Raw genomic sequence first — 21,140 nt, 5'->3', positions numbered from 1 at the left:
CTGCTGGGTTGTTCCGGGGCTTACGAGTCAATTTACAACGTTATAGAACTAATGCTGTCGGTGTATCGGTGACGAGTCAAGGGATTTCTTTGCTTTCACCCCGGCGCTTCTTCGCTTTGTCCGCCGTCGTGCGGGAGATTCGCGCCCAATTGGGGTTTGGCAGCGGCATAGGCTGGATCCCATGTCATCCGGGATCAGCGCCGCCTATTCCTCCCGCGCGGCGGAGTACACCTCGTTGTTCGGGTCCATCAGCAGCACCCACACCGACGATCGCGCGCTTGTTCAGGACTGGGCCGGCAGCCTGGACGGGAAAATCATCGACGCCGGCTGCGGGCCAGGGCAGTGGACGCACTTCCTGCACTCGCTTGGCCTGGATGCCGAGGGCGTCGACCTGGTGCCGGAGTTCATCGCAACCGGCCGGAAGCGCTACCCCGACGTCCGCTTCACACAGGGTTCCCTCGAGCAGTTGCCGACGCCGGACCAGTCACTCGCGGGGATCCTCGCCTGGTACTCCGTGATTCACACGCCCCCAGGGGACATCGATGAGGTGCTGGGCGAATTCGCCCGCTGCCTCATGCCTGGCGGCGGCATCCTGCTCGGATTCTTCGAAGGCGACGCCGTGGAGGAATTCCCGCACGCCGTGGCACCCGCCTATTTCTGGCCCTTGGAGGAGATGTCAGTGCGGCTGCAGAACGCCGGTTTGATCGTGGTCAGCACACACTTCCGCGCAGACCCCGGAGTCCGTCCGCACGCCGCCATCGTTGCGCGGCAGGCGAAACCCTGACCCTCAGCACACCCTTGCTACCTGCACACCAGTGTGCTGTGGGAACAAAAAACAGGCCGGAGACTCAGCGTCTCCGGCCTGTTTAGGAGGGTGGGCCCTGTGGGGATCGAACCCACGACCCACGGATTAAAAGTCCGATGCTCTACCAACTGAGCTAAAGGCCCTCCAGCTGTTGAAACAGCCATAAATACTGTACCCCAAGGTCAAGGCAGGTATGGAACCGAAGGCGCGGTGCGCCGTCGTCACCTTCTTTGAGCAGGAAGCCGACGACGGCGCGCGGCGACTACGGCGTGTCGGCTGCAGGGCGGCGGCAAAGTGGGTGGTGAAGGCCCGCCCCCGGAGACAACAGCAACCGTGGAACCGTTACTCGACCCCACCAGAGCACAGGAGTACGGTGAACTCATGAGCGAACAGCCAGGATCACGTGCGTACGGCGGAGCAAACAGGCACCACAAGCCAAAGCCCTTCGCTCCCATCGATTTCGAACCGTTCGCCGGTGGAGCCGACCCGGCACGCGTTTCCGAAGCAGCGCACCTCGCGGCCCAGGCTCTGGTGAAGCGCGGCCGCGACAGCGATGACCCCAAAGTCACCCGGCGTCTGGTGAAGCTGGCCGACGAGCAAGGCCTCGAAGCCATCGCGGAGATGTGGGCCGAAAGCCCTGCCCGCAGCCTGCCCGGAGCCCTCTGGCGGCTGTATGCCCTCCGCGCCGCCACCATCCAGAACCCGGAACGCATCTCCGTGTACTTCCGGGCCGGGCGCGATACCGCCCAGGTTTCGAACGTGGTGGCCGGGGTAGCTGAGCCGCCGGGAGCCGAGGAAATGAAGACCATGGCGGACGCGATACTGTCAGGCGCTTTCGACGGCGAGTTCGACGTCGCGCTGGAACGCTCCGCCGCTTTCTGCCGCGTGGTGGCGCTCGGTCAGGCGACCCTCGCCGACGGCGCCGAACACACCAATGAGGGCCACGCGAGCAAGCTCACCCGCAACTCCCACCAGTTAGTGAAAACCGCGGAAGACCTCGAACACGCGGCCAACGCGTGGCGGCTGGGAGAGCTGGACTAACGCACCGGAAGGGCGAAACGTACCCACGCCCGGCCCGGACTGTCAATGTTGACTTAGCCAGCCAGACGGGGAAAACTAAAACTGGTGTCGAACCGCGAAACCCCCGGGCTTCAACTTATAGCCGCTTCGAGCGGCCTACCGCCGAGAGGCGTATCCGGTTCGGCACCATTTTTATGCCCGAACGCAGTTTGCCCGGACCCGTTCTGAAACGGGCCCGGGCAAACGCGGCAGGAACTACTTCAAAGTGACCGTGGTTTCCGCCTCTTCCTTCTTGTCGTGATCAAGGTCGCCGGCCGCGTCCTGCGGCGTCATGGTCGCCTTGATCTCTGTTTCCTTGCCGGCGGTGTAGGCGAAGTTCTCAGCGATGTTGAACGACTCACCCGGCTTCAGCACGAACGGGTCCTTTTCCTTCAGCTTGATGCCGGAGCTGGTGAGGCCATGCTTCTTGAAACCGTCACTGCTGGAATCGGACGGCATGCCGCCAAGGTACTTCCAGTCCGTGTACTTGGCATTGGGCGTCACCAGCGAGTGGCTCAGGGGGATGTCCGCCGATGAGGTGTTGGTGACAACGTAGTTCACGTAAACGATCGGAGCACCCTTCTTCAGCAGGTTCTCCTTTGTTTCCTTGTCCACGAACATGCTGTCCTTCGAAGCTACGTCCGTGGCCACCTGGAAGATGTCAACGGAGAAGCTGTCACCCTTCATGCTGCCCAGCTTGTCGCCGGCATCCGAGATGGGAAGCGCCCAGGAGGCCACCTTGTAGGAGCCTGAGGAAGTGCCTTCGGACGATGCAGCCGAAGCGGAGGATGACGACGATGCCGAGGGCGACGCGGACGAAGACGAGGACGACGACGATTCGGAACCTCCCGGCGTCGGGCTCGACGCCGCGGGCCCGCAAGCACTCAGGGCCAGCATCCCGGCGGCCGCCAGACCGGAGATCTTCACTACTTTGTTGAAACGCATAGTTCCCCCATTGATTTTACTAACTAATTGACTTGCCAAGTGTTACATGAATGTGCAGCGCCTCGCGATGGGGACAACTTCCCGCAACGTTCCCGCGCGCATCCCGCACCTCACCGCCGGACCGGTAAAGTTGGGAGCGAAACGGACCGCGTCAAGTCAAGCGATCCGCGCCCACCCGTCCCCAGCCCGGAAGCGACATGAAGCTGCGCCTTTTCCCCCAGGAACCTGCCGGGCTCGTACTGCTCGCACAGATGGCCGGCGTCATCGTGGCCGCCACCGGAACCCTGTCTGAAATCCTCGGCGCCCCTGTTGGCGAACACGACCGCCTTGCCGAGGAACTGCACGAGCACGAGTCCAAGTCCCTGGACCTGCACTTCGCGCTGCTGACACACATGCGCACCAGTTTTGTGAATCCCCTCCCCCGCGAGGACATGTACACCCTCTCCCGACACCTCAACGAGGCCATGGAGAAGCTGGATGCCGCCGGCGACCTCGTCGCGATCTACAAACTGGACCGGCTTCCCAAACGTGCGGCCGACCAGCTCGAGATCATCAGCCGCCAGGCCGAGCTGACAGTGGACGCCATGCGGAAACTCGAAGACCTCGACGAGCTTGAGGACTACTGGATTGAAATCCTCCGGCTCACCAAGCGGGCAGAACGCACCCACCGGATTTGGGTTGCGGAGATGCTCAAGGACATGAAGTCCGCGCAGTACGCACGGCACCGGGACATCGCCAACCAATTGGTGGAAGTTACCAAGGACATGCGGAAGGTCGCCACACAGGTAGGCAGCATCATCGTCAAGGAATCATGACGTGACCATCGCCGCCCTGGTCCTGGTAGTTGCTTTGGCCTCCGGGTTCGCATTCCTCAACGGCTTCCGGGATGTCTCCAACGCCGTCGCGCTTTCCACACGGACCCGCGCCCTCACGCCGTCCATTGCCGTGCTCCTGGCTGCTGTCTTCAACTTCGTGGGAGCCATGCTCAGCGGCACGTTCGTCCTTGCCTTCACACAGTCTTGGATCACCTTGCCCGATGGCACCAGCGGCCTCACCATGCTCGCCTCAGCCTTGGCAGCGTCCATATTGTGGGGAGTTTATGCGTGGTGGCGGGGCATTCCTTTGTCTTCCACGAACTCGCTGGTGGGTGGCCTGATTGGTGCAGGCAGCGCGAGCATCCTGGTGGGAGGAAACTCGATCGGCGGGGTGGACGGCATTGTGGTCACGCAAGTGGTCCTCCCCCTGGTGCTGTCCCCGTTGATAGCCTTCGGGGCGGCCTACCTGCTGGTGTGGCCGGTGACCTGGGCCGCCCGATACACGCAGCCGAACGTGGTGAACAGGCGTTTCAGGCGTGCGCAAGCCGTTTCGAGTGCTGCTGTCGCCTTCGGCCACGGTCTCCAGGACGGGCAGCGAACGGCAGCGGTCATTCTCCTGGCAATCGTCGCCGCCGGGCTGTCAGGTGGCGACGACGTACCCCTGTGGATCCTGCTCCTCACCGCCGTCATGCTCACGGCGGGAACCCTGTTGGGCGGCTGGCGGATCTCCCATACCCTGGGGCACAAATTGATCCGGGTCGATCCGCTGCGTGGGTTCGTGGCCCAGACCCTGACGTCAGTGATGCTCTTTATCGGCGCGATCGGCTTTCAGCTACCGCTTTCCACCACCCACACACTCACAGCATCGGTGCTGGGCGGCGGTGTCAACCAGCGATTCCACACCGTGAACCGGCGCCTCGTCCGGAGGATTCTGTTGTTCTGGGTAGCAACGCCGCTGATCACCGCAGTGGCGGCGTTCATCCTGGAACTCGCGCTCTCCCCGCTCACCCACTTGTAGACCCAACTGGGTCGCAGATCAGGTCGTTCCCAGCGCTGAAAACGACCTGATCTGCGACCCAGTTGGGCAACGTCCCGGATCAAGGGCGGCCATGGTGTGCCCTAAGAATGCGGGGTATCGCCTTTAGAGCCGCTGTGCGGCCAAGTCGTCGCCGCTAGGTCTTTGCTTGCCTGCGTGACGGACCGACCACACGCTTCTGCAGGTATGCACGACCGGGACGACGACGAACATCGCGGCTGCCAGGACAACTGTCGAAACGGCGATGACTATCACGCCGATGAGATGAACGAGCAGTACGCCGAAGATCACCACTACGTGGGCGTCGATAAATTCCATGGCTAATTTCTTGTGCTTGGAGTGGAGGTGGTTACGGAGTGCCGTTTGCTGGCCCTGCACCAACAAGTTGTTCCCTCAGCCGGACGGGGATGCCATTGGTGGCGAATTGATCGTCCATGGCATCCTGCACAGTGGCGTATCTTCCGTCCCGTACGTAAAAGGCAAGGAATTCCCAGGTATGGACGCTGGTCCACAACTGTGTGAAGTCGGTCAGGTATCGGCCGTCATTTTGGAGTCGGGCCAGGCTGAAATAAACGTTGCCCCCGTCCAGCCCGGCAGCCCTGATCCCCTCATCTGAAATGGAGTACGCGAGCCAGCCTTCGGTGCAACCAAGGACCGTGTAGTACTGCTGTTCATTGGCCGGGATGGGCTTAATCGCGCGGACCGTGTCGTTCCGCCGGATGTCGATGTTCGCCGGGACGCACTCGCCCGCCGTGGGAGTGCCGTTTGCTGGCCCTGCACCAACAAGTTGTTCCCTCAGCCGGACAGGGATGCCATTGGTGGCGAATTGATCGTCCATGGCATCCTGCACAGTGGCGTATCTTCCGTCCCGTACGTAAAAGGCAAGGAATTCCCAGGTATGGACGCTGGTCGCTAACTGTGTGAAGTCGGTCAGGTATCGGCCGTCATTTTGGAGTCGGGCCAGGCTGAAATAAACGTTGCCCCCGTCCAGCCCGGCAGCCCTGATCCCCTCATCTGAAATGGAGTACGCGAGCCAGCCTTCGGTGCAACCAAGGACCGTGTAGTACTGCTGTTCATTGGCCGGGATGGGCTTAATCGCGCGGACCGTGTCGTTCCGCCGGATGTCGATGTTCGCCGGGACGCACTCGCCCGCGGCAGAGCCGGCGGGTGCGGCGGGGCCGGCTGGGGCGGCGGGGGCGGTCGCTGGTGGTGCGGCTGGCGGAGCGGTCGCCTGTGTGACAGTAGCGATTGGTGGGGCAACAGCAACAGGAGCAGGCGCCACGGCTGGCACAGTACCTGACTGTTCCTGGGCGGGTGCAGCGGTAGCCGCGGGGACAATGCCCGATGATGGGACTTCGAGCAGGACCGGCTCTTCCAGCCCATTGGTTGCGCCGGATTCAGGCGACGGCAGTATCTGATCAACAACCACGGCGAGAGGCTGGGTGGCGCGCATAGAGCCTTCTGATAATCCCCGGGCGCTGGAAATACCCGGCGGGGTTGCAGGAATGCAGGCTGTGAGTGTCAGCGCCAGCGCAAGCGATGCCAGAGTGGCGGACTTGGCAAAGCGGGTTCGGTGGTACTTCATTGGTCTGGGTCCTTCCCCCTGGAACAACTGAGCAGAACGGCCTGCTCGTATATGTTGTTTCCGGTTCGGGACGAATAATTACACCAGCAACAAAAATCATTGCACTGTCGGCTAAGGCCTCAGGCCCGGTCTAGCCGCCGAATTCGAACGTGGTCTCATCCGCGAATGCACCAACGCCGGGCTGGAGGCAGCAGTGGCGGGGTTCATCCTGGAACTCGCGCTCTCCCCGCTCACCCACTTGTAGACCCAACTGGGTCGCAGATCAGGTCGTTCCCAGCGCTGGGAACGACCTGATCTGTCACCCAGTTGGGCAACAAAAAACGACGGCGGCCGTACCCCCAAGGCGACGGCCGCCGTCGTTCTGTGCCGACTCCCCCCATAGAAGCCGGAACCCGCGAAACCCGTTTATCCGAAGCGGCCGGAGACGTAGTCTTCCGTGGCCTTCTGCGACGGGTTGTTGAAGATGCTGGTGGTATCGGCGAACTCGATCAGCTTGCCGGGTTTGCCGGTGCCGGCAATGTTGAAGAAGGCAGTCTTGTCCGAAACACGGGCAGCCTGCTGCATGTTGTGGGTCACGATCACCACGGTGTACTGGTCCTTGAGCTCGTTGATGAGGTCTTCGACGGCCAGCGTGGAGATGGGGTCCAGGGCGGAGCAGGGCTCATCCATGAGGATCACCTGGGGCTCCACGGCGATGGCGCGCGCGATGCACAGACGCTGCTGCTGGCCACCGGAGAGGCCAGAACCCGGCTTGTCCAGGCGGTCCTTGACTTCGTTCCAGAGGTTGGCGCCAACAAGGGATTTCTCAACGAGGGCATCGGCTGCTCCCTTGGAGATCTTCTTGTTGTTCAGCTTCACGCCCGCCAGCACGTTGTCGCGGATGGACATGGTGGGGAACGGGTTGGGGCGCTGGAAAACCATGCCCACCTGGGTACGGACGGTCACGGGGTCCACGCCGGGACCGTAAAGGTTGTCGCCGTCCAGGAGCACTTCACCCTCGACGCGGGCGCCGGGAAGGACCTCGTGCATGCGGTTCAGCGTGCGGAGGAAGGTGGACTTGCCGCAGCCGGAGGGGCCAATGAAAGCCGTCACGGACTTGGCTTGGATGTTGATGTTGACGTCCTCGACGGCCAGGAAATTGCCGTAGTAGACATTCAGGTCTTTGACGTCGATGCGCTTGGACATGGTGTTCCTTTGTTCCTTGGGGGTTCTGGAAGTTTGTGTGCCGGGCCGGCCGGCAGACCCGGCTAGCGGCCGGTCTTGGGCGCAAACATGCGGGCGATGAGGCGGGCTCCGAGGTTCAGGAGCATCACCAGGATGATCAGCACCAGCGCGGCGCCCCAGGCACGCTGGTCCGAGGGACCAGGGTTGGACGGCGACGTCGGGTTGAGGATCTGGGTGTAGATGAACGTGGGCAGCGATGCCATCCAGCCACCGAACACGTTGTTGTTGATGGTGGTGGCGAACCCGGCGGTAACCAGGATGGGGGCGGTCTCGCCGATCACGCGGGCGATCGCCAAGGTGACGCCCGAAGCGATACCGGAGATCGCCGTCGGGATGACCACCTTGGTGATGGTGCGCCATTTGCGTACGCCCAGCGCGTAGGAAGCTTCGCGGAGCTCGTTCGGGACGATCTTCAGCATTTCCTCGCTGGAGCGGACCACCACCGGGATCATCAGGACGGAAAGCGCGACGGCGGCTACGGCACCGGTCTTGGTGCCCGGGCCGACGATGGCGAAGAAGAACGCTGCCGCGAAGAGGCCGGCCACGATCGAGGGAATGCCTGTCATGACATCCACGAAGAACGTGATGGCGCGGGCCAGCGGACGGTCGTTGCCGTATTCCACGAGGTAGATCGAGGTGAGCAGGCCCACCGGCACCGAGATGACAGTGGCCAGGAGGGTGATCTGGATGGTGCCCATCAGGGCGTGGTAGATGCCGCCCAGCACGGGGGCGCCTTCTTCTGCCGCCTTGTTGTCGAACGCGCCGGTGACGCCGTTCATGGACGTGCCCAGGAATCCGGGCGTGATGAGCCCCGGGATGCCGTTGATCAGCACGGTTACGATCACTGAGATCAAGGGCAGGAGCGCGATCAGGAACGCCCCCACCACCAGGCAGGTGGCCAGCTTGTCCTTGGCTTTGCGGGCACCTTCAACAGCGCCGCTCCAGGAAACCAGGCCGACTGCGAAGAGGATCGCGGCGACAATGCCCCAGCCGAAGGCGTTGAAGCCGATCAGTGCCATGATGGCCGCAGCTACGACGAGTGCGACGGCCAGCACGATGTAGGGCGCGAACTTTGGCAGTTGGCCCTTGGTGAGTGCGGAGCGCTTGCGGACTACTGTGGCGGTCATTTAGTTGGCTCCCGAGAATTCTTTGTGCCGTGTGATGATCCAGCGGGCGATCATGTTCACGCCGAGGGTGATGACGAAGAGCACCAGGCCGGCAGCAATCAGGGTGTTGACCTTCAGGCCGCTGGCTTCAGGGAAGTTCAGGGCGATCTCCGCGGCAATGGTCTGGTTGCCGGACTGGATGAGGCTCGCGGTGAGGACACCCGAGGACAGCACCAGGGCCACAGCCATGGTTTCGCCCAGCGCGCGGCCGAGCCCGAGCATGATGGCGCTGATGATGCCGGGGCGGCCAAACGGCAACACGGCCATCTTGATCATTTCCCAGCGGGTGGCTCCCAGCGCCAGCGCTGCTTCTTCGTGCAGCTTGGGGGTCTGCAGGAAGATTTCGCGGGAGAGGGAGGTGATGATGGGAAGGACCATGACGGACAGGACGATGCCCGCGGTGAGGATGGTCTTGCCGGTGGCGGATGCCGGTCCTTCGAAGATGGGGATCCAGCCGAGGTAGGTGGCCAGCCAGTCGTAGGCGGGCGAGATTTCCTTGGCCAGGAAGGCAGCACCCCAGGCGCCGTAGACAACGGAAGGGATGGCGGCCAGGAGGTCCACCACGTACCCCAGGCCGGCGGCGAGCCTGCGCGGAGCGTAGTGCGAGATGAACAGGGCCACGCCGATTGCCACGGGGGTGGCAATGACCAGTGCGATCACAGCGGCGATCAGTGTGCCCACCACGATCGGGGCGATGTAGGCGAAGAAGCCGTGTCCGCCCTGGATGTCGGCGGCCGGGGCGGTGAGTGCGGGGATCGCCTGCACCACAAGGAACAACGCGACTCCGAAGAGAACCGCAAGAATAAGGCACCCTGCGGCCATGGCGGCCCCGGAGAAAACCTTGTCCCCGGCGCGTCCTGCGCCTTGGGAGGTTGTCAGGGAGTTGGTGGTCACTTCACGATCCTTCAGTCTGGAGTGAACTGGTCATACATGGCTAAGTTCCCTGCCCCGCCCGGGCGGCTGTGCGGCCACTCCGTGCGGGACAGGGAACTTCAGTGTTCGGCCGGGTTCAGCAAACCCGCCGGGAACCTTAGGCCTTGGCCTTGATGGATTCGATGGCGGTCTTGGCCTTGTCCTGCAGCGTCTTGGAGAGCGGCGCGGACTTCGCGGCATCAGCGGCGGTCTTCTGTCCCTCATCCGAAACTACGTAGGTTTCGAAGGCCTTGACCAGGTCGGCAACTGCCTTGGTCTCGTAGGTGGTGCAGACAACGTGGTACGAGACGAGGACTACCGGGTATGCGCCCGACGCGGTGGTCTTGCGGTCCAGCTTGATGGCGACGTCGTTGCTGGCGCGGCCATCAACGGGCTTGCCGGCTTCAACGGCCTTTGCGGCAGCGTCAGCGGAGATCTTGACGAACTCTTCGCCGACCTTGATGGAGGCGGTGCCCAGCTTGCCGGAAACTGCGGAGTCATCGGCGTAGGTCACGGCACCCGGGGTGTCCGTGACGGTCTTGACGACTCCGGAGGTTCCCTTGGCGTTCTCGCCCTTCAGGGAGGCCGGCCAAACGCCTGCAGCCTTGTCGGTCCAGACCTCGGGAGCAGCGGACGCGAGGTAGTCGGTGAAGTTGGAGGTGGTGCCGGAGTCATCGGAGCGGTTCACCGGGGTGACCTTGAGGTCCGGGAGGGTGACGCCTGCGTTGAGGGCTGCGATGGCTGGGTCGTTCCAGTTGGCGATTTCGCCGCGGAAGATCTTGGCGACCGTTGCGGCGTCGAGCTTCAGTTCCTTGACATCGGGGATGTTGAAGGCGACGGCGATCGGGGAGATGTAAACCGGGATGTTGATGGCACCCTCAGGGCCGCACTTGGCCTTGGAAGCCTCGAGCTCGTCGTCCTTCAGGTAGGCGTCCGAGCCGGCGAACTGTGCCGAGCCGTCGATGATGGCCTTGCGGCCTGCGCCGGAACCGTCCGGGGAGTACTGGACAGTGGCGCCCTGGTTTGCAGTGGCGAAACCGGCCTTCCAAGCGTCCATGGCTGCGCCAGTGGAGGAGGCGCCGATGCCGGTCAGGGTGCCGGTCACTTTGTTGCCGGCTGCTGCGGACTGGGTTCCGCCAGTGGTGCCGGTTGCGTTGTCAGAACCGCAAGCGGTGAGCGCGAGTGCGCCTGCTGCGATGACCGCGATTGCCGCGTTGCGGCCGAAGCGAGTTGCCTTCACTTGGATGTGCCCCTTCCAGGGATTTCTCAGATGCGATCCGAACGGAGATTTCGGCGTGCGCGAGCTGTGGACCATTTTGTTCCTTTACTGAAGGTAAGGAGCGCAGGTAACGGGATCTGCGGTGGCAGGTGAACGGAAGGTGAACGACGGCGGACCATTGGGTTATGTGGCGCGTGCCACCTTGAGCGGTTCTCCAGTTGCGCTCGTCGTTCTTCGGTTGAAGGCGGCCGGGCAAATAGACTGAAAGACATGGCTGCCGCTAAGGGACTGAACGCAAGCAAGAGGTTTCTGCGGGCCAGAGTCCGGACCGGCTTGGTCCGGAGCCGGAACTCGTTGACGCCGGCCATTCAAATGACGGTCTGCGCGGTGGGCGCTTATGCGTTCGCCGAATACGTGTTGGGCCACCAGGGGCCTTTGTTCGCGGCAACTTCTTCCTTGATTGCCCTCGGCTTCTCGCGCGATCCCCGGCTGCGCCGGGTGATAGAGGTGGGGCTGGGCTGCACACTGGGCATCGTGGTTGGCGATTTGCTGCTTCACTGGCTGGGCGCCGGGATCTGGCAGGCCGCCGTCGTCCTTCTTTTTTCCATCCTGTTGGCCAGGTTCCTGGACAGCGGGACTATTTTCACCACCCAGTTGGGGCTGCAGTCGTTGCTGGTGGTGCTGCTTCCGGCGCCGGCCGGCGGGCCTTTCACGCGAAGCCTGGATGCCGTGGTGGGTGGCGTGTGCGCGCTGCTGGTCACCATCCTGGTGCCCAAGGATCCACGCCGGGAACCGCGGAAAGATATCCAGAAGATCCTGCACGAGCTCGCCGAGGTTCTTCGTGAGTGTGCCACGGCCATGATCGAAAGCGACTCCACCACTGCCTGGCACGCCCTGATCCGCGGCCGCAACTGCCAGCCTTTGGTGGACCGTATGCGGCAAACGCTGCGTGCCTCCGGGGAGGTGGCGACACTGGCCCCTGCTCATCGCCGGCACCGCGATGAGCTCGCCGGCCTGGAGCATTCGCTGGAGTACATCGACCTCGCCTTGCGCAACAGCCGGGTATTCGCGCGGCGGCTCACCAGCGCCATCAACCACGCTGCTTTGTCCGACGAAGCGATCGACAGCATCTCGGAGGTCCTGCAGGAAACCGCGGCCGCCATCGACGAGATGACCATTGGGCTGTCCGAGCAGAGCGAGGGCACGCGCAGGGTGCATCTGCGGCGGGCCCGGAACGACCTCTCGGACATTGCTGCCCGCTTGCACCCGAAGATGCTTGACGTCCAGAGGCTGGAGGGCGAAACCGTGGTGATGCTGTTCCGGCCGCTCATGGTGGACTTGCTGGAGGCCAGCGGGATGGAACCTGAGGAAGCCCGGGCAGTACTCCCGGCCTTGTAGCCGTCGCTGGCGTTCCCAGCCAAGTCCCATTTCCGCTGTGGATAATGGGCCGATGCTTTCTGCATTTTCCGCACGCCTGCCCCTGCGCCCCAAGCCCGCCCCTCCCCTTCGGGTGCGGCAGCGGGTCCTTTTCCTCTGGGCGGGCGCACTTTTTGTCGCCGGGGACGTGGTCTTCTGGTTGATGTTCGCTGCCGTGCTGTCCTCGAGCGGACTGGAAACGCTCGACGGCGCCGTTCATTCGTTTGTGGTCGATACCCGCAGCCCCCTGGGCACAGCTTTCCTGGCCGGCGTCTCGGAAGCCACGTCACCCACCGTGATGTCGGTCATCGGTGGCCTGGTTGCCCTGGCATGGGCTGTGTGGAAGAAGGAACTGTGGCGTCCTGCCATCCTGATGGGCGCAATGGTCCTTTCCGTGGTGCTGGCGGCGGTCATCAAGCTGGACGTGTCGCGGCCGCGGCCGTCCTCGTCGGACTTCCTCCTGGGCCCCGACGATGCCCTGTCCTTCCCGTCCGGCCACACGCTTGGCGCAGCGGTTTTCACGCTGGTCCTCGCCTACTTGCTGGTGTCCCGCTCAGGAACCCGCACGACGACGGTGGCGGCCTACGCCGGGGCCGGCTTGCTGACGCTGGTGGTCGCTTACAGCCGGCTCTACCTCGGCTATCACTGGCTCACGGACGTGGTGGCCTCGATGGGTGTGGCTCTGGGCGTGTTTGGCCTGGCCGTGTTCGTTGACGCGGTGCGCTACGGTCGGGCCAATACTGTCAGTCCCCACGACTAGTCTGGAACGCATGGCTTCAAAGACATCGCGCGCATCCAAGACACCCGCTTACAAGTGCGCCGAATGCGGCTGGACAGCCATCAAGTGGGTGGGGCGCTGCGGTGAGTGCCAGGCTTGGGGAACCGTTGAGGAGTACGGCGCCACTGTTGCCCGCACGACGGCGGCCGCCACCGTGTTGGAGCCGGCCCGCCGCATCGCTGAGGTCGACGGGACCACCGCCGCATTCCTGCCCACCGGAGTGGATGAACTGGACCGCGTCCTGGGAGGTGGGCTGGTTCCCGGTGCCGTCATCCTGCTCGCCGGAGAACCCGGCGTCGGGAAATCCACGCTGCTGCTTGATGTCGCGGCGAAGTTCGCGCGGACCGGGCAGGATGTCCTGTACATCACGGGCGAGGAGTCGGCAGCGCAGGTGAAGCTGCGCGCTGAGCGGATTGACGCCGTCGCCCATACGCTTTACCTGTCTGCGGAGACCGACCTAGGGCAGGCGCTGGGCCAAGTGGAGAAACTTGAGCCCAAGCTGCTGATTGTGGACTCCGTGCAAACACTGAGCAGCGCCGACGTGGAGGGCAGCGCCGGTGGTGTTTCGCAGGTCCGCGAGGTTGCTGCTTCCATCATTGCCGCGGCCAAAAAGCGCAACATGACCACCCTGCTGGTGGGCCATGTGACCAAGGAAGGCACCATTGCGGGCCCGCGTTTGCTCGAACACCTGGTGGATGTCGTGTGCCAGTTCGAAGGCGAGCGCCATTCGCGCCTCCGCCTGTTGCGGGCCGTCAAGAACCGCTACGGTGCCACGGATGATGTCGGGTGTTTCGACCTCAACGAAACAGGCATCGAGGGATTGGCTGATCCCAGCGGGTTGTTCGTTTCACGCACCCGGGAGCCCGTATCGGGCACCTGCATTACGGTCACCATGGAGGGCCGCCGGCCGCTGCTCGCCGAGGTCCAGTCACTCCTTGCCGAGAGCCCCAACTCCCAACCGCGCCGCGCCACCAGTGGGCTGGAGAGCTCCCGTGTTGCCATGCTGTTGGCTGTCCTGCAGCAACGTGCCGGCTGCATGCTCCACAAGGACGACTCCTACGTGGCAACCGTGGGCGGCGTGAAGCTTACGGAACCCGCCACGGACCTGGCTGTGGCCTTGGCCGTTGCCTCGGCCAAGTCGCGGAAGGCGCTCCCCCAGCGGCTCATTGCCTTCGGCGAAGTGGGTCTTGCCGGCGAGGTCCGCCCTGTTCCCGGGATCAACCAGCGCATCCAGGAAGCCCACCGGCTCGGATTCACCCACGCGATCGTGCCGGCGAGCCCTGCCGGGGCCGGGGTCATCCCGGATGGCTTCTCCGTGCGCGAAGTAGGCCACCTTGCCGAGGCACTGGAACTGCTGATCACTTAACACTTTCGGGGTGTCGGGCCACTCACTGGCTGACTTTGGGCAAGGATTGGCCCATGACCAAGAGAAATGTGCTTATCGGGGGACGCTTCTTCTTTGGCCTTTTGACCTTGATAGCGGTGGGGACACAGCTGACGGTTCATCTGGGCATGCGCTACGACCCCTGGAACTTCTTCAGTTACTTCACCAACCTTTCGAACATCTTCGCCGCCTTGGTGCTCCTCATCAGCGGCTACCGGGTCCTGATCCGGAAACGCCCCTCGGAGGCCGACGACGTCACCCGTGGCACGGCCACCATCGCCATGGCGGTGGTGGGGCTGGTGTTCGGTGCCTTGCTTGCCGGCGAGGACCTCGGCTCCCTCCTTCCGTGGGTCAACTTCGTTGTTCACTACCTGATGCCTGTGGTGATGGTGGCGGATTGGCTGTTCCAACCTCCCCGGGCCACCCTCAAGCCCAAGCACATCTGGTACTGGCTCCTGTACCCCATCGGCTACCTGGTCTACAGCCTGATCCGTGGCGCCTTCACCAACTGGTACCCCTACTGGTTCATCGATCCTGCCCGCGCTGGTGGCTGGGGTGGCGTGGTGGTGTTCGCGGTGGCCATCTCCGTCGGCTTCCTCCTGGTGAGCCTGGCGATGCTTTGGCTGGGGAACAAGATGAAGCGGCAGGTTGATTACTGAGAAACATGGATGACCGGGCAGCATTGACCAGGGCCAGGCAATAAATACACCAACTTGTTATATACGCCCATGTCAACGCCCCGAATCCGCAAAGTGCACCTGCCGGGCATCTTCGAAAACCCACCTCCGGAGCACCGCCGAACATAACGAAATGGCCCACTTTGGGGCTTGCTGGTGCGGTTAACGATGCACTGAAGCCCTATCATTGAGCTTGGCGTCACAAGGCCATTTTTCGAATGCGCCAACGGACGCCGCATTCAGCATGTCTGCGAGCCATGGGCTTGCACCTTCGAAGGGAAACCCTATGGCCCGGAGCCCGGAAGAGTCGCTCAAGGCGACTCTGGCCAGAGTCGCACCCGGAACTCCGTTGCGCGACGGCCTGGAGCGCATCCTCCGCGGGCGCACCGGCGCCTTGATCGTGCTGGGATATGACCGCACCATCGATTCCATCTGTTCGGGTGGCTTCGATATCGGCATCGATTTCTCACCGACGCGCCTTCGCGAGCTGGCAAAGATGGACGGTGCCATCATTTGCGACAAAGACGCCAGCAACATTGTCCGCGCCGCCGTCCAGCTGGTCCCGGATTCGAGCATCGAAACCCAGGAGTCCGGTACCCGGCACCGAACGGCCGAGCGCGTCGCGATCCAAACAGGTGTTCCCGTCATTTCGGTGAGCCAGTCGATGCAGATCATCGCGTTGTACGTGAACGGCCTGCGCCACGTCCTGGAAGGGTCGGAGAAGGTTCTGGCCCGAGCCAACCAGGCACTGGCCACGCTGGAGCGGTACAGTGCCAGGTTGGACCAGGTCACGAGTTCACTTTCGGCCCTGGAAATCGAGGCCTTGGTCACGGTGAGGGACGTTGCGGTGACTCTGCAGCGCCAGGAAATGGTCCGGCGCATCTCGGAGGAGATTGCCCAGTACGTTCTTGAACTTGGCGAAGACGGCCGCTTGTTGTCACTGCAGGTTGAGGAACTCACGGTGGGCCGCGGACCCGGCAGCGAAGTGATCATCCGCGACTACTCGGACCCCAACACCACGCCTGAAGAGATCGAGGAAGCGGTGCAGGCGCTGCTCAACCTGGGCCCCACTGAACTGATCGACCTCAGCCGCATCGCACACATCATCGGTTTCGCCGGTGGTGTTGAGCAGTTGGACGCGGTAGTCCAGCCGCGCGGCTACCGTTTGCTGTCCGGGCTGAAGTCCGTACCCAAGGCCGTGGCCGACCGCCTGGTGGACTACTTCGGCGGGCTGCAGAACCTGATGGCAGCCACAATTGATGACCTCATGACCGTGGACGGCATCGGCGATCAGCGGGCCCGTACGGTCCGCGAAGGCCTCAGCCGCATGGCCGAGGCGAGCCTGCTGGACCGGTTCCTCTAAGCCGCCGGTCGCCGTCGGGCGCTTTTCCCGGCTTTTATCAGTTCAGCTGGAAGACCGCTTTGGGACTGGCTTTGTTTCCCAGCCGCGCCTCAAACGTGTAGTAGGCGCCGCCGGCGCCGGGTTTGGCGTCGATCACGCCACAGCCTTCCAGCGACCTGTTCCGCTGCCAGGGGAAGTTCGCGGTCTCGCTCTTGCCGGGCTGGATGGTCTTGACCAGGTCCACGCCCCCGGTCTGGCAGTCCTTGGATGAGAAGATGCGGTCCGATCCGCTCATCACCACGTATTCCATTTGGGACGTGCCAACGTTGACCTCACAAGGGGCCGCGTTGCCGTTGGTGATGGTCATGGTGAGCAGCGGCTTCTCATCCGCGCCGTAGGCCGGCTTATCGGTTTTCGCGGCTACGGTCATCAGGTTGAAGTCGCATACGGGAGTGGGCGAAGCCGACGGCGACGGCGTGGTGGACGGCGCGCTCCCCTGCGTGGGCACTTGCGTGGGGTCGGAGGTGGACACCGCTTGCGGCTCGGGATTCCCGGCGAAAGTGCCGGAAACAGCCAGTACTCCCACAACCACCAGGGCGATCACCAGCAGCAGGCCGCCGAAAACAACCTGCCGACGACGGCGGTACACGGCAGGGCTGGGCCGTCTCTTTTTCGCCGGGGTACCGGAGGCGCCGCGGGCAGCACCCTTCGGCCGCGCTGTTGAGCGCGCGGTCGACTGCTGCTTACCGTTGGTGGCCATGCTTCTAGGCTAGGCTCGCGGCTGTCAGGGCGCCTAACCTACACGCCGCAGGGCAGCAATCCGGGGCTGTGTGACGTCGGCCATGGGCCGGCCTTCGCGGCGGTTCCACTACAGTGGATGGCAGTATGACTCTTCCCGATTCCGTTCAGCTCGCCGAGCTCCACGACGCCCTGGACCAGTGGTTCGCCCGGACAGCCAGGGACCTTCCGTGGCGCGAGCCTGACTGCAGCCCCTGGGGCATTCTGGTCAGCGAAGTCATGCTCCAGCAAACCCCCGTAGTCCGCGTGCTCCCAGTGTGGCTCGACTGGATGGAGCGCTGGCCTGCACCGGCCCGGTTGGCCGCGGAGCCTTCCGGCGAAGCGGTCCGCCACTGGGGCCGCCTGGGTTATCCGCGCCGCGCCCTCCGGCTGCACGCTGCCGCCGTCGCTGTTTGCGAGCAGCACGACGGCAAAGTTCCCGACACATATCCCGAGCTCCTCGGACTGCCGGGCGTCGGCAGCTACACGGCCGCCGCCGTCGCCGCTTTCGCCTTTGGGCGGCGCGAGACCGTGGTGGACACCAACATCCGGCGCGTCCACGCGCGGCTCATTTCAGGCAATGCCCTTCCGGCGCCGGCGCTCACCGCAGCGGAAATGCGCCTTGCCGATGCCCTTCTCCCCGACGATCAGGCACTGTCCGTCCGGTGGAACGCCTCCGTCATGGAGTTGGGGGCCATGGTCTGCACGGCCCGCAATCCCAAGTGCGCTGAGTGTCCCGTCCGCTCCAGCTGCGCGTGGCTGGCGGCCGGTGAGCCGCCGCCGTCGTACACGCCCAAGGGGCAGTCGTGGCACGGAACCGACCGCCAGGTTCGCGGCGCCGTCATGGCCGTCCTGCGCGAAGCGGCCCACCCCGTTCCGCGCGACATGTTCGAGCGGGCGCCCGCGGACCTTGGATTCGAGGCGTCGGGCATCGGCGTTCCGCTGGCCGCCCTGCACCGGCTCAACTCGGCGCCCGAACAGCTTGAGCGGGCACTGGACGGCCTGCTGGCCGACGGCCTGGCGGAGATGCACGACGACGGGTTGCGGCTTCCGGCGTAGCGGTGCGGCGGTTGCCGTCCTACTCTGAAGCATGGGGAAGATCGGAGTGGCTTTCACCCTGGCGGGGGCGGCGGTGCTGCTTTCCGGCTGCGTTTTCGAGCCGGTGGCCTGTCCAGCGGTCGGCCACGTAGCCGGTGTGTCCGTGACTGTGGCTGCCGAGTACGCGGACCAGGTCGGCTCCCTGCGGTTGAAGGCCTGCCAGGACGCGGGGTGCACCGCGAAGGACGTCATACTGAACCCGGGGGCCGTGACTGCGGACGAAAGCTGCACGCCGGATGGGGTGTGCTCGGCCACCTCGTCTCCGGATGGCACCCTGCAGGGCTTCCTCGAATTGCCGGCCCTGAGTGAATCGCCCCTCGAAGTTACGGCAAGCGGTACTTCCACGGCCGGCGCTGCACTGCCCACACGCACACTGGAGTTCACACCCAAGGGCGAGTACCCGTTCGGCGAGCAGTGCGGAAGGGTCATTTCGGCCGCTGTTTGGCTGGATGCAGCGGGACTGCGGCAACGCTAAACCACCGACCAATTTTCGCATTGTGGAAACTTGCTTCCGATATTAAACACATCGGGACCTTGGAATTAGCATTCCGGAAACAACCCTTCCATAGCGTCTTAGGTGATCCCGGGCCGTGACCCTGCACGGCCGTTGCATAGATAGGCGCCATTGTGAAGACTCCACCACCCGCCACCGCCGTGAGCCCTGCGGCGAAGAAACCCTTATACAAATCCTTGTTCTTCCAGATCCTGGTGGCCGTGGTGTTGGGGATCGCCATCGGCTATCTCTGGCCGGACCTTGGCTCCGCTCTCCGCCCGCTGGGTGACGGCTTCATCCAGCTCATCAAAATGATCATCGCCCCGCTGATTTTCCTGGTCATCGTCACGGGAATCTCCGCTGTGGGCGATGTGAAAGCCGTTGGCCGGGTAGGGGTGAAGGCGCTGATCTACTTCACTGCCGCCACCCTGTTCGCGCTGGCATTCGGGCTCGTGGTCGCCAACATCGTGCAGCCAGGCGCGGGCCTGAACATCGATCCCGCCACCTTGTCAGCGGATGCCGTGAACGCCAAGACCACAGCAGCTCCACCAAAAGACGCGGGGCAGTTCCTGCTGGGCATCATTCCCACCAGCGTGGTGGGGGCATTCGCCTCCAACTCGTTGCTCCAGGTCCTGTGCTTTGCCGTGTTCTTCGGGGCCGCAATCGTGGTGGTGGGCCGCGCGAAATGCAAGCCCGTCATTGACCTGATGGAGACCACGCTGGAACTCTTCTTCAAAATCATGGCCTGGGTCATGCGGGTTGCACCCGTAGGGGCTTTCGGCGCCATGGCCTTCATCATCGGACAGTACGGCCTCAGCTCGCTGGGTACCTATGCCCTCCTGATAGCGGCTTGCTATGGCTCAGCCTTGGTCTTCATAGCCCTGCTGTTCGTCGTCGCCTGGGTCTATCCGCGGGTCCCGTTGTGGCAGTTCATCAAGTACACCCGCGAAGAGTTCCTGCTGGCCCTGGGGACGGCCTCCACCGAATCGGTGCTGCCCCGCGTCATGACCAAGCTGACCAACGCTGGCTGCTCCCGGGCGACAACAGGCCTGGTGGTTCCCACCGGATACTCCTTCAACCTCGACGGCGCCGCGCTCTACCTCTCCATCTCCCTCCTGTTCCTCGCCCAGGCTTTCGGCCACAACCTGGACCTTGGTCAGCAACTGGCCGCACTCGGAATCCTCATGCTCACATCCAAGGGCATGGCCGGCGTTCCGGGATCGGCCTTCCTCGCCCTCTCCGCTACGGCAGGCGCCCTGGGAATCTTCCCGGTGGCGGGAGTAGCCCTGCTCCTGGGTGCCGACCGGCTGATGGACTCCATGCGCGTGGTGGTCAACCTCCTGGGCAATTGCGTTGCCACCTTCGTAGTGTCCAAATGGGAGGGTCAGTTCGATCGCGAGGCCATGCTGGCGGCCTTCAGCGGAGAAAACACCACTCCCGGGGTCAGCGAAACCCCCGCAGAGTCTTCGGTCGCGGCACTCACGACTCCCCGGCTGACCTCCGATACGTACTCGGCGTAAAGCCCAGGTACTTCCGGAAGTCGTTCGTCAGGTGCGCATGGTCTGCGTAGCCAAGTTCGACGGCGATCGCGGCAAGGTCGACTGCTGGATCGGACCTTGCGCGCTCGGCGGCATCCTGCAGCCTTCGACGCCGGATCAGGGCCGACGGGCTCAGGCCGACGTACTTCCGGGCAAGTCTTTGCAGGGTCCTCGGCGATACTGCCAAGCGGCGTGCTGCATCCTCAATCAGGAGCACATCCGGCTCGGAAGCGATGACGTCCACCATACGGTTGGCGAGCAGCGCCTCTTCGCCCGGAACCACATCACGGGAAGCCAGCCACCCGGCAAACGCAGCCACGGCACGCTCGCGGCGGGTGCCGCCGTCGGGCCGTGTCCTTCCGGAAGGCGGCTCCATGGCAGTTGACACAGCGGAGACAAGCGTTTCGAGTGGCAACGCCACTTCCTGGTCGCGCAAGGCCCCGGGGTTGTCCGTGAAGAGCGGGACTGCAGCTGGGCGCAGCAGTGCGCCCACGGCCCATCCCTTGCCGGTGAGGTCCCGAAAAGCCGCCCGGGTTGTGGGTCCCGAAAGACCGGCAGTTCCGCTTTGCACCACCAGATTGGAGGCAGGGTAGGCGATCAAGTGCTGCCGGGAGGACCGGCCGGGCTCGATATCCCATTCGGGGATCCAGAACCACCGCACCAGATGGGAAATGTCATCGGGCGCCGGGAGGCGATGAAAGGTGGGCAGCCGCGCCGGATACAGGACGCCCTTGAAGGAGCTCTCCACAGGACCTCCGTTCGGTGTTCCGCCGTCAGCGACGAATATACCGCCCGTGTGCCCAACTGCAGGGACCACCAGCGGCACCGCCCGGCGAGAGCGAAAAGCCGCGCCCGCCATGGCCGGAATTGC

The 21,140-nt window shown here is 63.8% G+C and carries 21 protein-coding genes and 1 tRNA gene; 12 read left to right on the top strand and 10 right to left on the bottom strand.

All coding sequences use genetic code 11. The features are described 5' to 3' along the window. The first annotated feature begins 181 nt into the window (after positions 1-181). Complete coding sequence (locus IEY62_RS19805) at positions 182-784, top strand: class I SAM-dependent methyltransferase (RefSeq protein WP_189021109.1); 603 nt, start codon at positions 182-184, stop codon at positions 782-784. 91 nt (positions 785-875) lie between these two features. On the opposite strand, the gene IEY62_RS19800 is transcribed toward IEY62_RS19805, so the two are convergent. After that, positions 876-948 (bottom strand) — tRNA-Lys (locus tag IEY62_RS19800). Between the two features lie 238 nt (positions 949-1,186). On the opposite strand from IEY62_RS19800, the gene IEY62_RS19795 reads away from it, so the two are divergent. Continuing rightward, a complete protein-coding gene (locus IEY62_RS19795; RefSeq protein WP_189021107.1) occupies positions 1,187-1,846 on the top strand; it encodes a hypothetical protein in 660 nt (219 codons plus the stop codon). Positions 1,847-2,080: 234 nt separating this feature from the next. On the opposite strand, the gene IEY62_RS19790 is transcribed toward IEY62_RS19795, so the two are convergent. Continuing rightward, entirely contained in the window at positions 2,081-2,809 is a 729-nt protein-coding gene (locus tag IEY62_RS19790; protein ID WP_189021105.1) for a hypothetical protein, read from the bottom strand. Positions 2,810-3,006: 197 nt separating this feature from the next. Between IEY62_RS19790 and IEY62_RS19785 the strand changes: the two genes are divergently transcribed. Together IEY62_RS19785 and IEY62_RS19780 are read left to right on the top strand one after the other, a co-directional pair. Further along, on the top strand, positions 3,007-3,624 hold the full coding sequence (locus IEY62_RS19785; protein WP_189021103.1) for a DUF47 domain-containing protein: 618 nt from the start codon (positions 3,007-3,009) through the stop codon (positions 3,622-3,624). Position 3,625: 1 nt separating this feature from the next. Beyond that, complete coding sequence (locus tag IEY62_RS19780) at positions 3,626-4,642, top strand: inorganic phosphate transporter (RefSeq protein WP_189021101.1); 1,017 nt, start codon at positions 3,626-3,628, stop codon at positions 4,640-4,642. 123 nt (positions 4,643-4,765) lie between these two features. On the opposite strand, the gene IEY62_RS19775 is transcribed toward IEY62_RS19780, so the two are convergent. The 6 genes from IEY62_RS19775 to pstS form a co-directional block, all read right to left on the bottom strand. Beyond that, complete coding sequence (locus IEY62_RS19775; RefSeq protein WP_189021099.1) at positions 4,766-4,978, bottom strand: hypothetical protein; 213 nt, start codon at positions 4,976-4,978, stop codon at positions 4,766-4,768. A gap of 31 nt (positions 4,979-5,009) precedes the next feature. Continuing rightward, positions 5,010-6,245: a hypothetical protein gene (locus tag IEY62_RS19770; RefSeq protein WP_189021097.1), complete on the bottom strand. Its 1,236-nt coding sequence runs from the start codon at positions 6,243-6,245 to the stop codon at positions 5,010-5,012. A 405-nt stretch (positions 6,246-6,650) separates the two neighbouring features. After that, the gene (gene pstB / locus IEY62_RS19765) at positions 6,651-7,430 is read right to left on the bottom strand and encodes a phosphate ABC transporter ATP-binding protein PstB (protein ID WP_039239203.1); all 780 of its coding nucleotides are present in this window, start codon (positions 7,428-7,430) and stop codon (positions 6,651-6,653) included. Between the two features lie 62 nt (positions 7,431-7,492). Next, positions 7,493-8,596, bottom strand: coding sequence for a phosphate ABC transporter permease PstA (gene pstA, locus IEY62_RS19760; RefSeq protein ID WP_189021095.1), 1,104 nt, complete (start codon positions 8,594-8,596; stop codon positions 7,493-7,495). Then, positions 8,597-9,529, bottom strand: coding sequence for a phosphate ABC transporter permease subunit PstC (pstC, locus tag IEY62_RS19755; RefSeq protein WP_189021093.1), 933 nt, complete (start codon positions 9,527-9,529; stop codon positions 8,597-8,599). 136 nt (positions 9,530-9,665) lie between these two features. Next, complete coding sequence (gene pstS, locus IEY62_RS19750) at positions 9,666-10,787, bottom strand: phosphate ABC transporter substrate-binding protein PstS (RefSeq protein WP_189021091.1); 1,122 nt, start codon at positions 10,785-10,787, stop codon at positions 9,666-9,668. Positions 10,788-11,036: 249 nt separating this feature from the next. Here pstS and IEY62_RS19745 point away from each other — a divergent pair, with 249 nt between their 5' ends. The 5 genes from IEY62_RS19745 (at position 11,037) to disA (ending at position 16,384) form a co-directional block, all read left to right on the top strand. After that, positions 11,037-12,164: an FUSC family protein gene (locus tag IEY62_RS19745; RefSeq protein ID WP_189021089.1), complete on the top strand. Its 1,128-nt coding sequence runs from the start codon at positions 11,037-11,039 to the stop codon at positions 12,162-12,164. Between the two features lie 52 nt (positions 12,165-12,216). After that, entirely contained in the window at positions 12,217-12,942 is a 726-nt protein-coding gene (locus IEY62_RS19740) for a phosphatase PAP2 family protein (RefSeq protein ID WP_189021087.1), read from the top strand. Between the two features lie 10 nt (positions 12,943-12,952). Next, on the top strand, positions 12,953-14,326 hold the full coding sequence (gene radA, locus IEY62_RS19735) for a DNA repair protein RadA (protein WP_018780123.1): 1,374 nt from the start codon (positions 12,953-12,955) through the stop codon (positions 14,324-14,326). Between the two features lie 53 nt (positions 14,327-14,379). After that, on the top strand, positions 14,380-15,003 hold the full coding sequence (locus IEY62_RS19730; RefSeq protein ID WP_189021085.1) for a Pr6Pr family membrane protein: 624 nt from the start codon (positions 14,380-14,382) through the stop codon (positions 15,001-15,003). 304 nt (positions 15,004-15,307) lie between these two features. Further along, positions 15,308-16,384 (top strand): DNA integrity scanning diadenylate cyclase DisA, encoded by a 1,077-nt coding sequence (disA, locus tag IEY62_RS19725; protein ID WP_018780121.1) that lies wholly within the window; start codon positions 15,308-15,310, stop codon positions 16,382-16,384. 37 nt (positions 16,385-16,421) lie between these two features. On the opposite strand, the gene IEY62_RS19720 is transcribed toward disA, so the two are convergent. Further along, the gene (locus tag IEY62_RS19720) at positions 16,422-17,123 is read right to left on the bottom strand and encodes a hypothetical protein (protein ID WP_189021083.1); all 702 of its coding nucleotides are present in this window, start codon (positions 17,121-17,123) and stop codon (positions 16,422-16,424) included. Between the two features lie 125 nt (positions 17,124-17,248). Here IEY62_RS19720 and IEY62_RS19715 point away from each other — a divergent pair, with 125 nt between their 5' ends. The 3 genes from IEY62_RS19715 (at position 17,249) to IEY62_RS19705 (ending at position 20,251) form a co-directional block, all read left to right on the top strand. Then, positions 17,249-18,199, top strand: coding sequence for an HhH-GPD family protein (locus IEY62_RS19715; RefSeq protein WP_229785472.1), 951 nt, complete (start codon positions 17,249-17,251; stop codon positions 18,197-18,199). A 31-nt stretch (positions 18,200-18,230) separates the two neighbouring features. Next, positions 18,231-18,713, top strand: a complete 483-nt coding sequence (locus IEY62_RS19710) for a hypothetical protein (RefSeq protein ID WP_189021081.1) — start codon at positions 18,231-18,233, stop codon at positions 18,711-18,713. Between the two features lie 152 nt (positions 18,714-18,865). Beyond that, a complete protein-coding gene (locus IEY62_RS19705) occupies positions 18,866-20,251 on the top strand; it encodes a cation:dicarboxylate symporter family transporter (RefSeq protein ID WP_229785470.1) in 1,386 nt (461 codons plus the stop codon). Here the strand turns inward: IEY62_RS19705 and IEY62_RS19700 are convergent. Then, positions 20,211-21,017, bottom strand: coding sequence for a helix-turn-helix domain-containing protein (locus IEY62_RS19700; RefSeq protein ID WP_189021079.1), 807 nt, complete (start codon positions 21,015-21,017; stop codon positions 20,211-20,213). The two genes, IEY62_RS19705 and IEY62_RS19700, sit on opposite strands and share 41 nt — an antisense overlap. Positions 21,018-21,140 lie beyond the last annotated feature (123 nt).

Origin of the sequence: Paenarthrobacter histidinolovorans, assembly GCF_014647595.1 — a bacterium.
In the GTDB taxonomy this organism is placed as follows: Bacteria; Actinomycetota; Actinomycetes; order Actinomycetales; family Micrococcaceae; genus Arthrobacter; species Arthrobacter histidinolovorans.
This window is presented reverse-complemented; position numbering and strand designations above follow the sequence as displayed.